Here is a 13,614-nt window from a genome sequence, read left to right on the forward strand (position 1 = left end):
TTTTTTGGAGTGGACTCTTTTATGCCTAGTTTACGTAATCTTTTAAGACGGTATACCAAATTTCATATCCCTTAGAGTTCATGTGCAGGCCGTCAGATACAAAGATATCTTGTTTTACCTTTCTTCCATTAAGCATAGGGTTCCAAACATCTACATATTGTAGTCTATTATCAGTAAGCGTCATTTTTTCCATTTTCCGGTTGAGCCTTTTGTATTTCCTTCTCAGTTTCCATCTGGAAATACTTGGTTTGGCAGAAATGAATACAATCTGTGTTTGCGGACTTTCCGTAAAAATTATACGCTGTATTTCTGCTAGGGTATTAATAATTTCTTTGGGTCTCTTTTTGCTCTGAATATCGTTGTCACCTTCATAAATAAAGACCTTTTTAGGTTTGTATTTTAGGATAAGATCATTCGTAAATTCAAGAAGGTCTACTGCTTGTGAGCCTCCAAACCCAGAGTTAAGGACTTGGTATTCAGGAAACCTTTCTTGTAAATCTTTCCATACGCGTATGCTTGAGCTTCCTGTAAAAACAATACTCTCCAGTGAAGGGTTGTACAATGAATCGTTCTTTTGAACAATGGTTTCTACTTCTTTTTTAAAGACGCTTTGCGCATGTAAGCTGAAACCCGTGAGCAATAGTAAGATTAGGGAAAACCTCATTTATTTTTATTTAGATGTTTTAGTAATTCCTTGTGCAACGGACCAATCATGAAAGCGTTGAATCCAATTGTCGGATGGTAGGCTTTGTTTTTTCATTCCAAAACCATGTCCTCCTTTGGCGTACATATGTAGTTCTGGTATGAAGCCGGCTTTCAACCACGAATTATAAATTTCAATACTGCCCGGAGCAAGACCTAATGGGTCGTCACTAGCGCAAATTACAAGCAAATCCGGAGCGTTCTCGGGAGCTTCCTGAACGGGGTAAGCACTCGTCCATGCATAGACGGGAACTATAAAATTTGGCCGATTATCTTCTGTATAATTGTAAGCTACGCCCATGGTTACGGCTCCTCCAGCAGAAAATCCCATGAACCCTATTTTATTTGGATCCAATTGATATTTTTCTGCGTTTTGTCTGACATAGGAAATTGCAGAAAGCCCATCAGCAACAGACAAAGGTAGTACGGGAGCTACTCTTTCTGCTATTCGGGCGGGGTTGTTCTTACCGTCATCACTAACTTCTTGTACCGCATCTTTACCGGTAGGGACAAGACGATATTTTAAAACGAACGCAGTTATACCTTTATCGGCGAGCCATTTGGCTACGTTACGTCCTTCACTATTAATGCTATGCGCGTACAAAGCACCGCCTGGAGCAATAATAACAGATGTACCATTGGGTTTCTCCGGTTGAAAAACTTGAAGGGTGGGTACGGAAACATTTGTAACTACCTCTGTGTTCCAAATATCCGAGAAGTATTGTTTTTCTTCGTTTTCCCATTTTACGGTCTTACTTTTTTCATAGGGTATTTCTATGAACTCTTGTGCAAGACCAATTTGTACGATTAAGAAAAATGAAAATAGAAGGCTTATTTTTTTCATGAGTTTAGAATAAAGGTTGCTTAAACGGATACGGCAAGGTAAACCAGAGCTGCTAAAAACCCACCGAACAATGGACCTACAATAGGCACCCATGCATAGCCCCAATCACTACTGCCTTTACCCTGTAAGGGTAAGATAGCGTGTAATAAACGCGGACCAAAATCACGTGCCGGATTTATGGCATAACCTGTTGGGCCCCCAAGCCCAAAACCAATACCCATTACCAATAGAGCTACAGGAAGGGCATCTAAGGAACCCAAGGAAATGGCTTCCTCTCCAAACTTGCCGCCTGCAATAAAGAACACACCAAAAACTAAGGTAAAGGCTCCAATTGCTTCCGTAACAAAGTTCCAAAAGGGGCTTCTTATGGCCGGGGCGGTACAAAAGGTAGCCAGTATAGCTCCTTGGTCTTCGGTGGCATCATAATGTTTTTTGTAAGTGAGCCAAACTAGGAAATTCCCCATCATGGCACCCAAAATTTGGGAAACCATATAACCGGGTACCAACCCCCAACTAAACTTGCCTGCTGTGGCCAATGCCAAAGTTACAGCTGGGTTTAAATGGGCGTGGCTAACATCTGCACTTACATAAACACCTATAAAAACGGCAATACCCCATGCTAGTGAAATACCGGTCCACCCGGTGTCAGGGCCCTTGGTGCCTTTTAAAACGAGATTGGCAACAACACCGTTACCTATAAGAATAAGTAAAGCGGTTCCAATAAATTCATAGAGATAAACAATCATAGTTGAGTTAGTTAAGTTGTTGAGTTAGTTAATTAGTGGAAAGATAATGAAAAATCAAAATTTTATCCGTGTAGTACATATAGGGGCAATCATAAGATACAGGCAGTTTTAGCCCTGCTATTTACTGTAAGGAATAAAGGTAAAGCGAATCAGACATTAAATTGTTGAAGGTGATGGTCCAAATGTTTATAAAAAAGGACGTTCCATTCTTGAGAGGTGAGTTTTCCAAAAGCATGCGACTCTTTATTTTGAAAATGAGCGGCACCTAGTTGTTGTGTTTTTTCTAAATGTGCAATAAGTCTCTCTTTTTCCAATTGAAAATCCCGCTCATCGGTAATATAAAATTCTGGAGCTGTACGAATATTTCTTTTATAAGGTTTAGGACCTATAACTAGATTTTTTGCAAAAAGTTTAATCATAAACTTCTTAAACCCTTTAGGTTTGGGGTATTTGTCCGTATAGGTCATGTCATAAGCCACATTACAATGAGCCAACATTTGGCCCACATTCATCTTTCCCCATAAATTAGTACTTGTTGGATTTAGTTGGTTGATACGGGAAATAATTTCGTTTACATCATTTTGGTCAAATACATTTTTCATGCTGCCTATGGTTTTATAAAAGATGGTAATCTAAAGGACCTGACGGAAAGATATTAAAAAAAACGAACCTTTTACTTCTCTTTTGTTAGATAAATTAGGGAAGGAATAGTAATATGAAAAAAAATAAAGCGGTTAACAAATTTTTAAGAAGATACTATTTGTGCACCTTAAGAACGTACACTAGTTTTGCTCACAGATGAAAAAAAGGTATTTACAATATTTTTTATCTCTTTCAATACTCCTTTTAGGCGTTTGTGGTCAAATATCCGCAAATTCAGCTTACGGTGCTGGTACGGATGTAAGTGTAGGTCGGCAAACGGAAAGGAACAATGCTGCTATTGAACTAGAGCAGTTCATTCCTTCGGGATTAAGTTCCTCCTCGTCTGAAAAAAGACATACCAATAAGATTGAAATTACGGATGAACAAGAGGAAGAAGAGGAAAATGAGCCTACGCTATCCGAAAAGCAATTAAAGGAATACAACTCCTTAAACTTACTTTCTAGATTTTACAGAACAGGCTACTTTTTTCACCTGATCAAAAATCAACTTACGTTTTACAAGCATTTTACTTATCTGTCTACGTTTAAGACACTTCACCTTATGTTCAGCGTTCTACAGCTGTGATACTTGGTTTTGTTCGGCATATATACTACGCGCCGAACTTTTCTTTTTTAGTGCCATGCGGAAAATAAGGCACTTTAGAAAATTACCTCAATGATGTTTTAAACACATCAACATAAACCATTATCAAAACTAAAATTTTAAGTAATGAGAAGAATCTTCATGCTCATGAGCTTGTCTGTGCTATTGTTTCATTCAAGTTGTACGTCCGAAAAAAAACATAAAGAAAAAGAGGCAAAATATCTGGTTACCAATCCTATACTAATGGATACCGTTATAACCAAAAATTATGTTTGCCAAATCCACTCCTATAGAAATATAGAACTACGAGCCTTGGAAAAAGGGTATCTAAAAACCATTTTTGTAGATGAGGGCCAACATGTAAAGAAAGGCCAACCCATGTTCAAAATTATGGACAAGGTCTATAAGTCTGAGTTACAAAGAGCTGATGCGGAAGCCGAAGTAGCTAAAATTGAGTATAACAACACACAGTTGTTGGCAGACAGTAACGTAGTTTCTCCCAATGAATTGGCTATGAGCAAGGCCAAATATGATAAGGCCAAGGCAGAAGTTGCTATGGCGGAAACACATTTGAGCTTTACGGATATCCGCGCCCCTTTTGATGGAATAATTGATCACCTTATGGTAAGGGAAGGAAGCCTTTTGGATGAGGGCGAGTTACTCACCTCCTTATCCGATAACAGCAAAATGTGGGTCTACTTTAATGTCTCGGAAGCGGAATACCTAAACTATGCCCTTAACGGTAATTCAGATGATAAGGTAGGGGTAGAGCTGCTAATGGCCAATAATCAAAAGTTTGACCAAGAAGGAATAGTAGAGACTATAGAAGGAGAGTTCAATAATGAGACGGGAAATATTGCATTTAGGGCAACCTTTCCTAATCCTAAGGGTATTTTACGCCATGGGGAAACCGGAAATGTCCTAATGAAAATGTCCCTTAAAGATGTACTTATAATTCCTCAAAAAGCAACCTTTGAAGTGCTTGACAAAAAGTACGTTTTTGTGCTTGACGAAGACAATGTGGTTCATCAAAAAGAAGTTACCGTAGGTTCCGAGTTGCCACACTTATTTGTGGTGCAAGACGGATTGTCCAAAAACGATAAAGTACTGCTGGAAGGTATTCGGTTGGTAAAGGAAGGAAGTCACATAGAGCCAGATTTCATGGCGCCTAAGAAACAATTGGCCCTTCTTGATCTCTATGCAGAGTAATATCCAATCTTAAATACCAAAAATATGTTCAGTAAATTTATAAAACGGCCAGTTCTGGCTATTGTAATTTCGGTAATTATTGTTTTTGTGGGACTCTTGTCCATTAAGCAATTACCTATATCACAGTTTCCACAAATTGCCCCTACAACGGTAAATATTTTTATAGCATACCCAGGAGCAAGTGCGGATGTATTGGTGAAATCTACCCTAATACCTATTGAAACGGCAATCAATGGCGTGCAAGACATGCGTTATATTGCGTCTGATGCCACCAGTGCCGGAGAAGGTACTTTACGTATCATTTTTGAGCCTGGTACCGACCCGAACGAAGCGGTTGTTAGGGTAAAGACCCGGGTGGATCAAGTAATGCCTTTGTTACCGCCATTGGTGCAAAGAGAGGGGGTTATTATTACCCCGGTACAACCGAGTATGTTAATGTATGTGAATCTTTTTAGTAGCTCTAAAAAGAACGATGAAAAGTTCCTGTACAATTATGCGTATACCAAAATAGTTCCGGAGCTTCAACGTATAAAAGGCGTTGCCAGTGCAAAGATATTGGGTAGTAGAAAGTATGCCATGCGGGTTTGGTTAAAACCTGATCGTATGCGGGCGTACAATATTTCCGCAGAAGATGTCCTCGAGGCTATGGATGAGCAAAGTGTTATTGCGCGGCCCGGTCGTTTAGGGCGTAGTTCGGGTAAAAAATCCCAAGCGTTGGAATATGTGCTCACTTATGAGGGTAGGTATAATGAGGCAGACCAGTACAAGGATATTATTATAAAGGCGAATGAAGATGGTGAAATACTTACTTTAAAAGATATTGCGGATGTAGAATTAGGAAGTGAATTTTTTGATATTTACTCTAATTTGGACGGGAAACCCTCGGCATCGGTAGTTCTCAAGCAAACTTTTGGAAGTAATGCCAGTGATGTAATTGATTCCGTAAAAGATAAATTAAAAGAGCTAAAGGAAAACTTGCCGCCGGGCATAGACTATCAAATAAGTTATGATGTTTCTAACTTTTTGGATGCCTCAATAGAGCAAGTTGTGCATACCTTACGTGATGCTTTTATCTTAGTGGCCATTGTTGTGTTTCTTTTCTTGGGCGATTGGCGTTCCACTCTTATTCCTATCATTGCGGTGCCCGTTTCTTTGATCGGGGCATTCTTTATCATGCAGCTTTTTGGACTGTCAATTAACCTAATAACTCTCTTTGCCTTGGTATTGGCAATTGGTATTGTGGTAGATGATGCCATTGTTGTGGTAGAGGCCGTTCATGCAAAGATGGAAGAAGAACACCTAAACCCGTATCAAGCGGTTAAACAGGTGATAGGTGAAATTGGAGGAGCTATTATTGCCATTACCATGGTTATGGTATCCGTATTCGTTCCTATTTCTTTTATGACAGGGCCTGTTGGGGTATTTTATCGCCAATTTAGTATTACCATGGCCGGTTCCATTATTATATCCGCCATTGTTGCGCTTACACTTACTCCGGTGTTGTGTGCCATGATATTGAAGAACAATCACGGAGTGCCAAGAAAAAAATCACTTGTTGATAGGTTTATAGATTGGTTCAATAGAGGGTTTGAAAAACTCACGGGCAGATATGTAAACGTACTTAAATATATAGTGAATAGGCGAGTGGTTACTTTTGGAATTCTGATCGCTTTTTGTGCTGGTATATTTTTCACGAACGAAACCTTACCCGCAGGTTTTATACCAAACGAAGATCAAGGTACCATTTATGCCATTATTCAAACGCCACCAGGGGCCACATTGGAGCGGACTAATGATGTAGCTCATAAGCTTCAGGCAATGTGCGAAGAAATGGATGCTGTAGAGTCCGTATCATCATTGGCCGGTTACGAAATTATGACCGAAGGTCGTGGTTCCAATGCGGGTACCTGTCTTATCAACTTAAAACCATGGTCGGAAAGGCATGAGTCGGTACATGAAGTAATGGAAGAACTTGAGGAAGAAAGTAAGAACCTTGGGGCAGTTATTGAGTTTTTTGAACCGCCCGCAGTGCCAGGTTTTGGTTCTTCCGGTGGATTTTCTATGCGTCTTTTGGATAAAACGGATAATACAGATTATCATGAATTTGAAAGAATAAACAATGAATTTATGGATGCCCTAAGCAAAAGGGAAGAACTTACCGGGCTCTTTACTTTTTTTGCGGCCAATTACCCTCAGTATGAACTTGTGGTAGATAATAAGGCGGCAATGCAAAAAGGGGTGTCTATTGGTAAAGCCATGGAAAACCTGAATATTCTAATTGGTAGTACCTATGAACAGGGTTTCATAAAGTACGGGCGTTTCTTTAAAGTGTACACACAGGCCGCTCCGGAATATAGGCGTATGCCATCTGATCTAGAACAGCTTTTTGTAAAGAACGAAAAAGGGGAGATGGTACCTTATTCGTCATTTATGAAACTTGAAAAACGTTTAGGTCCAAATGAAATTACGCGTTACAATCTATATAATTCCGCAGCTATAAGGGGTCTGCCGGCTCCGGGCTATACCAGTGGAGATGCAATTAAGGCCATTCGTGAGGTAGCGGAAGAGAGTTTGCCCAATGGCTTTGATATTGCTTGGGAAGGCCTTTCCTATGACGAAGCGGGCAGAGGTAACGGCTCAATTTACATATTTCTAGTTGTACTGATTTTCGTTTACTTGGTATTAGCGGCTCAATATGAGAGTTTCCTATTGCCATTGGCGGTTATTTTGTCGCTTCCTGTTGGTATTTTCGGGTCTTTTCTACTCCTGAAGGCTATGGGATTGGCAAATGATGTATACGCTCAAATTGGTTTGATCATGTTAGTTGGTCTTTTGGGTAAAAATGCGGTATTGATCGTAGAGTTCGCAGTTCAGAAAAGACGTGAAGGCGCTACAATACTTGATGCGGCCATTGAAGGTGCAAAAATGCGTTTCAGGCCTATCTTAATGACTTCTTTTGCCTTTGTAGCCGGGTTGATCCCACTAGTTATAGCAACTGGTGCCGGTGCCATTGGTAACCGTACCATAGGTGGTTCGGCTATGGGTGGTATGCTATTGGGTACACTTCTAGGGGTTCTAGTAATTCCCGGGTTGTATTTTGTTTTTGCAAAAATGGCAGACGGTCGTTCATTGATAAAAGATGAAAACAGCGAGCCTTTTACAGAAGGGCTGATCAGAACTTCGGAAGAGGAAAATGTTACTCAAGAGCAAGTAAGCCAGCTGCGTAGAATGCTCAAGAAAATCCTATCGCGAAAGAAAAATCCAAAAAATTAAAAGATGATAAAATATATTAAGACCCTGGTCTCCATTTGTGCGGTACTGGTAGTACATTCTTGTGTGCCAACCAAAACGGTACGTGAAGCTGATGCCTCTGTTCCCGAGCAGTATTCAGGGGAGATGAATGATACGGTAAATACGGCCACGGTAAAGTGGAGAGATTATTTTAAGGATGAAAATTTGACGTCCCTCATTAATGTTGCATTGCAGAACAACCAGGAGCTCAACATTGTGTTACAGGAAATAGCAGTAGCACAAAGCGAGGTGAAGGAGAAGAAAGGGGAATACCTTCCTTTTGTTGACCTGAAAGCTGGTGGCGGACTGGAAAAAGTGGGTCGGTATACGAGTCAGGGTGCAAGCGATGCGAATAACGATATTAGGCCTGGAGAGGAATTTCCGGAGCCTTTGGGCGATTTCTTACTTGAAGCGCGAGCTGATTGGGAGATAGATGTGTGGCATAAACTTAAAAATGCAAAAAAAGCCGCGGTCATGCGGTACCTCTCTTCGGTAGAAGGTAAGAATTTTATGGTAACCAATCTCATTTCCGAGATAGCAAATGCCTATTATGAGTTATTGGCCTTGGACAATCAAATGGCTATCGTGAAGCAGAATATTGGTATTCAGAGCAATGCTTTGGAAATTGTGAAACTTCAAAAGGCCGCCGCTAAAGTAAATGAGTTGGCCGTTAAGAAGTTTGAGGCCGAAGTTTTGCATACCAAGAGCCTTCAGTTTGAGATTCAACAGGAAATTGTTCAGAAGGAAAACGAAATCAATTTTCTTTTAGGCCGATATCCACAACCTATAGCAAGGAATTACAGCGGGTTTGAAACCTTGGTTCCGGAAACGGTTCAGCTTGGGTTGCCTTCTCAGCTGTTGGCCAATCGTCCTGATATAAAACAGGCGGAACTGGATCTAATGGCTGCCAAACTAGATGTAAAAGTAGCCAAGGCCAGATTTTATCCTTCTTTGGGTATATCTGCGGGAATAGGTTTTCAATCCTTTAAAACGGAGTATTTATTGGAAAGCCCAGAATCTTTGATTTACTCTGTATTTGGTGAATTAACAGCGCCTCTCATCAACAGAAATGCAATAAAGGCGGCATATACAGGTGCCAATGCAAAACAGTTGCAAGCGGTCTACAATTATGAACAGACCATTTTAAATGCTTATGTTGAGGTAGTAAATCAATTAGCGAAAATAGATAATCTGGAAAAGAGCTATGATTTAAGGTCAAAAGAGGTTGATGCTCTAACCGCATCTATAGATATCTCAAACCGACTTTTTAGATCGGCCAGAGCGGATTATATGGAAGTACTTATGACCCAGCGTGACGCGTTGGAAGCAAGGGTAGAGCTTATTGAAACCAAAGAAAAACAGATGAGTGCCGTGGTAAATGTATACCGTGCTCTTGGTGGCGGGTGGAATTAGCGTTTAAAATCCCCTACTTATTTTTACCTGTAAAAGCCATTTCACACTAGTGTGAAATGGCTTTTTTTTATAACATATCTGGGACTATCGTACGCCGTTCACGTTCATTTCTAAGGTATAGGCAGAGTCCATTGCGGTAATGAACAGTGTTTTTTGTTCGGGACCTCCAAAAGTTACATTGGCCGTCCAGCTCTCCGGAACATCAATATGTTCTATTTGTTCGCCTTTTGAGTTGAACACAGTAACTCCGTCTCCGGTAAGATAAACGTTTCCTTGGTTGTCCAAGGTCATGCCATCGGAGCCCATATCGGTAAACAACTTTTTGTTGGTTAGGTTTCCGTTCGCTTCAATGGTATAAGAGTAGGTTTTTTTAGCTCCATTATCGGAAACATATAAAGTTTTGCCATCCGGCGAACCTATAATTCCGTTGGGTTGTTCAAAATTATCATCGGCTACAATACGCGGAACGGAATTCCCTTTTGGTAAATAATATACACGCCGGGCAGATTGTTCCGGCTCGGTATGTTTCCACCAAGATCTTTTGTAAAAAGGATCGGTAAAGTAAATACCTCCATTTAAATCAACCCAAAGGTCATTAGGGCCGTTCAGCTTTTTTTCTTCGTAGTCATCAATTAGAACGGTCACTTTTTTATCCGGGGCTATACTCCAGAGTTCGTTCTTTTCATCGGCTGCTGCCAAAAGATTGCCGTCATGGTCAAAATAGAGTCCGTTGGCACGCCCGGAGGGCTTCATGTAGTCGGAAACGGTATTAGTTGCGGCATCCCATTTCACGATACGGTCATTGGGCTGGTCCGTAAAATAGATGTCACCATTTTTATCAACGGCCGGGCCTTCCGTAAATTTATATTCATCGGAAACCAAAGTTAATTTGGCATCTTTAGCTATGATGTTTTTGGATAAATTTTGCTGCCCCTTACAGGAGGATAGTGCCAGTATAGCGGCAACTGAAAACAGTAAGGGTATAGATATATTTTTCATTAGTATAGTGTTTTTAGAAAGTTCATGTTATGCTTCATGCTTTTCATAGGAGTGCTGGCATATTCTTCTTGCTCTATAAAAATATGTTCAACACCGGAGTTTGATTTGTGTTTCATCATAGTGGCAATATCAAGACCGCCTTTACCAAATTCCGTACTTACCTTTTCGTGCATGTTCATATCCTTTAAATGCCATAACGGAAACCGATTAGGGTACTTTTTAAAATAGTGCAATGGGTCTTTTTGAGCAACTATAACCCATCCTAAGTCCAACTCCATATGAACAAGTTCCGGATCAGTATTGTCCATGAGAACATCATAGAGTACTTCGCCTTTATGGGATTCAAATTCGTACTCGTGGTTGTGGTACCCGAATTTTAGACCTAGTTTTTTGCAGGCTTTTCCAGCTTGGTTGAATGCGTCGGCCACTTTTTTGTAATTATCAATATTTTGCCCTTTACTAGGTAGGGAAGAACAAATAACATACTCTTGACCTGATTCCACAGCTTGCCGCATGGTATCGTCAAAATTTTTGTCCAAAGCAACGTGTCCACTACAGAGTTTCATGCCCAAGCTATTACAGGTGTTTTTCATTTCCTTTGGAGAAAGCCCGTAATAGAGTCCCTCTTTGCTTCTTGCCGATTCTATTTTTTTAATACCGATAGCCGCAATTTGTTCCAAGGTTCTCTTGGCATCTTTGGCCATTTCATCACGAAAAGTATAAAGCTGTACGCCATACGCTTCATCAGGTATTTTAGAAAAGCCCATTGTTGGCATTATCAAGCTTCCGGCAGTGGCCAATCCGGACTGCTTCAAAAATTTTCTTCGGTTTATATTGGTCATAATCGGGTAGGGATAAATCTTAGTAAAGACTTCTAAAATACTCTAAATTTTCGACACGTTAAAGGGAGGGTCTTTGTACTTTTACGCAAATTTTCAGCCATGAATACAAGACAGCAGAAATTGGAGGCGTTTGATCGTTTATTGACCATAATGGATGAACTACGTGAGCAGTGTCCGTGGGATAAGAAACAGACCATGCAAACCTTACGTCATTTAACTATTGAGGAAACCTATGAACTTGGCGATGCTATTCTTGAAGATGATTTGGAAGAGGTTAAGAAAGAACTTGGCGATGTATTATTGCACATTGTTTTTTATTCAAAAATTGGAAGTGAAACCAATGACTTTGATATAGCCGATGTTTGTAACGAAATATGCGAAAAGCTCATTAACAGGCACCCCCATATTTATGGTGATGTAAAGGTTACCAATGAGGAAGATGTAAAACGGAACTGGGAAAGCATAAAACTTAAAGAGGGAAAGGGCAAAAAGAGTGTCTTGGAAGGCGTGCCCAAAGGTTTGCCGGCCTTGGTTAAAGCAAGTCGTATTCAAGAAAAAGTGGCAGGTGTTGGTTTTGACTGGGAAAAGCCGGAACAGGTTTGGGAGAAAGTACAGGAAGAACTTGCCGAGTTACGGGAAGAGGTAAAATTAAAGAACCAAGATAAGATGGAAGCCGAGTTTGGCGATGTCATGTTCGCCATGGTGAATTACGCACGGTTTTTAAAGATAAGCCCGGAAAATGCATTGGAACGGACTAATAAAAAATTTATAGGTCGCTTTCAATATCTGGAATCCAAAGCTAAGGAAATGGGAAAGGAACTAAAGGAAATGACCTTAGCGGAAATGGATGTTTTTTGGGACGAAGCCAAGCTATCCGAATAAACTTTCCAAAAACAAAGTCTCTTAATTAGGTAAGATAAATTAAATCCTTACCTATAAAATACATTCAGTTTTGTTTCAGCAATACACTAAAGAATTCAAATATAACATTCAGCTCTCAGTACCTGTGATATTAGGGATGTTGGGGCATACATTTGTTCAGTTGGCCGATAATATTATGGTAGGTCAACTAGGAACGGCAGAGTTGGCGGCAGTTTCATTGGGTAACAGTTTTGTTTTTATAGCCATGTCATTGGGTATAGGGTTTTCAACCGCAATAACACCTTTGGTTGCGGAGGCGGATGGTGCCGGGAACAAGTCCGATGCCAAAAGTGCCCTAAAACATGGTCTGGTGTTGTGCACCGTTTTAAGTTTGATGCTGTTTGGGGTCATATTATTGGCCAAACCATTAATGTATTCTATGCGGCAATCGGAAGAGGTGGTTGCCTTGGCTTTACCCTATCTGGATTTAGTAGCTTTTTCCTTGGTTCCGTTGGTTGTGTTTCAGGCGTTCAAACAGTTTTCAGAAGGATTGTCGCAAACCAAATATCCCATGTACGCTACAATTATGGCCAATGTGGTGAATATTGCAATTAATTATTTGCTGATTTTCGGCTCCTTTGGTTTTCCTAAAATGGGGATTGTAGGAGCGGCAATAGGTACTTTGGTTTCCCGCTTTTTAATGGTGGCCTATATTTGGTATTTGTTAAAAAGTAAAAAGAAATTCCATGATTACGTAACCGGATTCGATTTTAAGAATATTGAAAGAAAAGTAATCAAAAAAATTATCGATTTGGGTTTTCCATCGGCATTACAAATGTTTTTTGAGGTAGCTATTTTCACTGCGGCAATATGGCTTAGTGGTGTGTTAGGTAAGAATGCACAAGCGGCCAACCAAATTGCATTAAACTTAAGCAGTATGACCTTTATGTTCGGAATGGGGCTAGGTATTGCCGCTATGATCAGAGTGGGAAACCAGAAGGGTCTGCGCAATTTTGTGGAATTGAGGCGTATTGGTCAGTCTATATTTTTTCTAACCTTATTATTGGAGATTGTATTTGCTGCGCTATTTCTGTTAGGTAGGCACTGGTTCCCTACCTTGTATCTGGATTTGGATGATGCCTTAAACGTGGCGGATAATACAGAGGTTATTGTTTTGGCCGCTGAATTATTACTGGTGGCGGCGTTCTTTCAAATATCCGATGGGGTACAAGTGGTAGTTCTAGGAGCGTTACGTGGTCTTCAAGACGTTAAAATACCAACGCTCATAACTTTTATAGCCTATTGGGCCATAGGTTTTCCGGTAAGCTACTTTTTAGGTTTATATACAGATTTGGGAAGTACCGGTATATGGATAGGTTTGTTGACCGGGTTGAGTGCATCGGCGGTTATGTTGTATATTCGCTTTAATTATTTGACTAAAAAGTTAATAGTAAATTCATAA

At 40.2% G+C, this 13,614-nt stretch carries 12 protein-coding genes; 6 read left to right on the plus strand and 6 right to left on the minus strand.

What is annotated here, in order from left to right:
* Positions 1-25: 25 nt before the first annotated feature.
* The 4 genes from SJY45_RS18580 to SJY45_RS18595 form a co-directional block, all read right to left on the minus strand.
* Positions 26-664, minus strand: coding sequence for a GDSL-type esterase/lipase family protein (locus tag SJY45_RS18580; RefSeq protein ID WP_400072654.1), 639 nt, complete (start codon positions 662-664; stop codon positions 26-28).
* Positions 665-670: 6 nt separating this feature from the next.
* Complete coding sequence (locus SJY45_RS18585; RefSeq protein ID WP_400072656.1) at positions 671-1,546, minus strand: alpha/beta hydrolase; 876 nt, start codon at positions 1,544-1,546, stop codon at positions 671-673.
* A 20-nt stretch (positions 1,547-1,566) separates the two neighbouring features.
* A complete protein-coding gene (locus SJY45_RS18590) occupies positions 1,567-2,292 on the minus strand; it encodes an MIP/aquaporin family protein (protein WP_215912684.1) in 726 nt (241 codons plus the stop codon).
* Between the two features lie 149 nt (positions 2,293-2,441).
* The gene (locus SJY45_RS18595; RefSeq protein ID WP_289041310.1) at positions 2,442-2,894 is read right to left on the minus strand and encodes a DUF1569 domain-containing protein; all 453 of its coding nucleotides are present in this window, start codon (positions 2,892-2,894) and stop codon (positions 2,442-2,444) included.
* 196 nt (positions 2,895-3,090) lie between these two features.
* Between SJY45_RS18595 and SJY45_RS18600 the strand changes: the two genes are divergently transcribed.
* The 4 genes from SJY45_RS18600 (at position 3,091) to SJY45_RS18615 (ending at position 9,450) form a co-directional block, all read left to right on the plus strand.
* Entirely contained in the window at positions 3,091-3,519 is a 429-nt protein-coding gene (locus SJY45_RS18600) for a hypothetical protein (protein ID WP_400072658.1), read from the plus strand.
* Between the two features lie 144 nt (positions 3,520-3,663).
* Positions 3,664-4,746: an efflux RND transporter periplasmic adaptor subunit gene (locus SJY45_RS18605; protein ID WP_289041306.1), complete on the plus strand. Its 1,083-nt coding sequence runs from the start codon at positions 3,664-3,666 to the stop codon at positions 4,744-4,746.
* A 24-nt stretch (positions 4,747-4,770) separates the two neighbouring features.
* Positions 4,771-8,019, plus strand: coding sequence for an efflux RND transporter permease subunit (locus tag SJY45_RS18610; RefSeq protein WP_215912687.1), 3,249 nt, complete (start codon positions 4,771-4,773; stop codon positions 8,017-8,019).
* 3 nt (positions 8,020-8,022) lie between these two features.
* Positions 8,023-9,450, plus strand: a complete 1,428-nt coding sequence (locus SJY45_RS18615; protein ID WP_400072661.1) for a TolC family protein — start codon at positions 8,023-8,025, stop codon at positions 9,448-9,450.
* 84 nt (positions 9,451-9,534) lie between these two features.
* Here SJY45_RS18615 and SJY45_RS18620 read toward each other — a convergent pair whose 3' ends face one another.
* Complete coding sequence (locus SJY45_RS18620) at positions 9,535-10,449, minus strand: SMP-30/gluconolactonase/LRE family protein (RefSeq protein WP_215441779.1); 915 nt, start codon at positions 10,447-10,449, stop codon at positions 9,535-9,537.
* Positions 10,449-11,291: a sugar phosphate isomerase/epimerase family protein gene (locus tag SJY45_RS18625; protein WP_400072663.1), complete on the minus strand. Its 843-nt coding sequence runs from the start codon at positions 11,289-11,291 to the stop codon at positions 10,449-10,451. The genes SJY45_RS18620 and SJY45_RS18625 overlap by 1 nt, the downstream gene beginning before the upstream one ends.
* A 99-nt stretch (positions 11,292-11,390) precedes the next feature.
* Between SJY45_RS18625 and mazG the strand changes: the two genes are divergently transcribed.
* Both mazG and SJY45_RS18635 read left to right on the plus strand, forming a co-directional pair.
* Positions 11,391-12,173, plus strand: a complete 783-nt coding sequence (gene mazG, locus SJY45_RS18630) for a nucleoside triphosphate pyrophosphohydrolase (RefSeq protein ID WP_215912691.1) — start codon at positions 11,391-11,393, stop codon at positions 12,171-12,173.
* A gap of 70 nt (positions 12,174-12,243) precedes the next feature.
* Positions 12,244-13,614, plus strand: coding sequence for an MATE family efflux transporter (locus tag SJY45_RS18635; protein WP_400072665.1), 1,371 nt, complete (start codon positions 12,244-12,246; stop codon positions 13,612-13,614).

This window comes from Zobellia russellii (genome assembly GCF_044597075.1).
Lineage (GTDB): Bacteria > Bacteroidota > Bacteroidia > Flavobacteriales > Flavobacteriaceae > Zobellia > Zobellia russellii.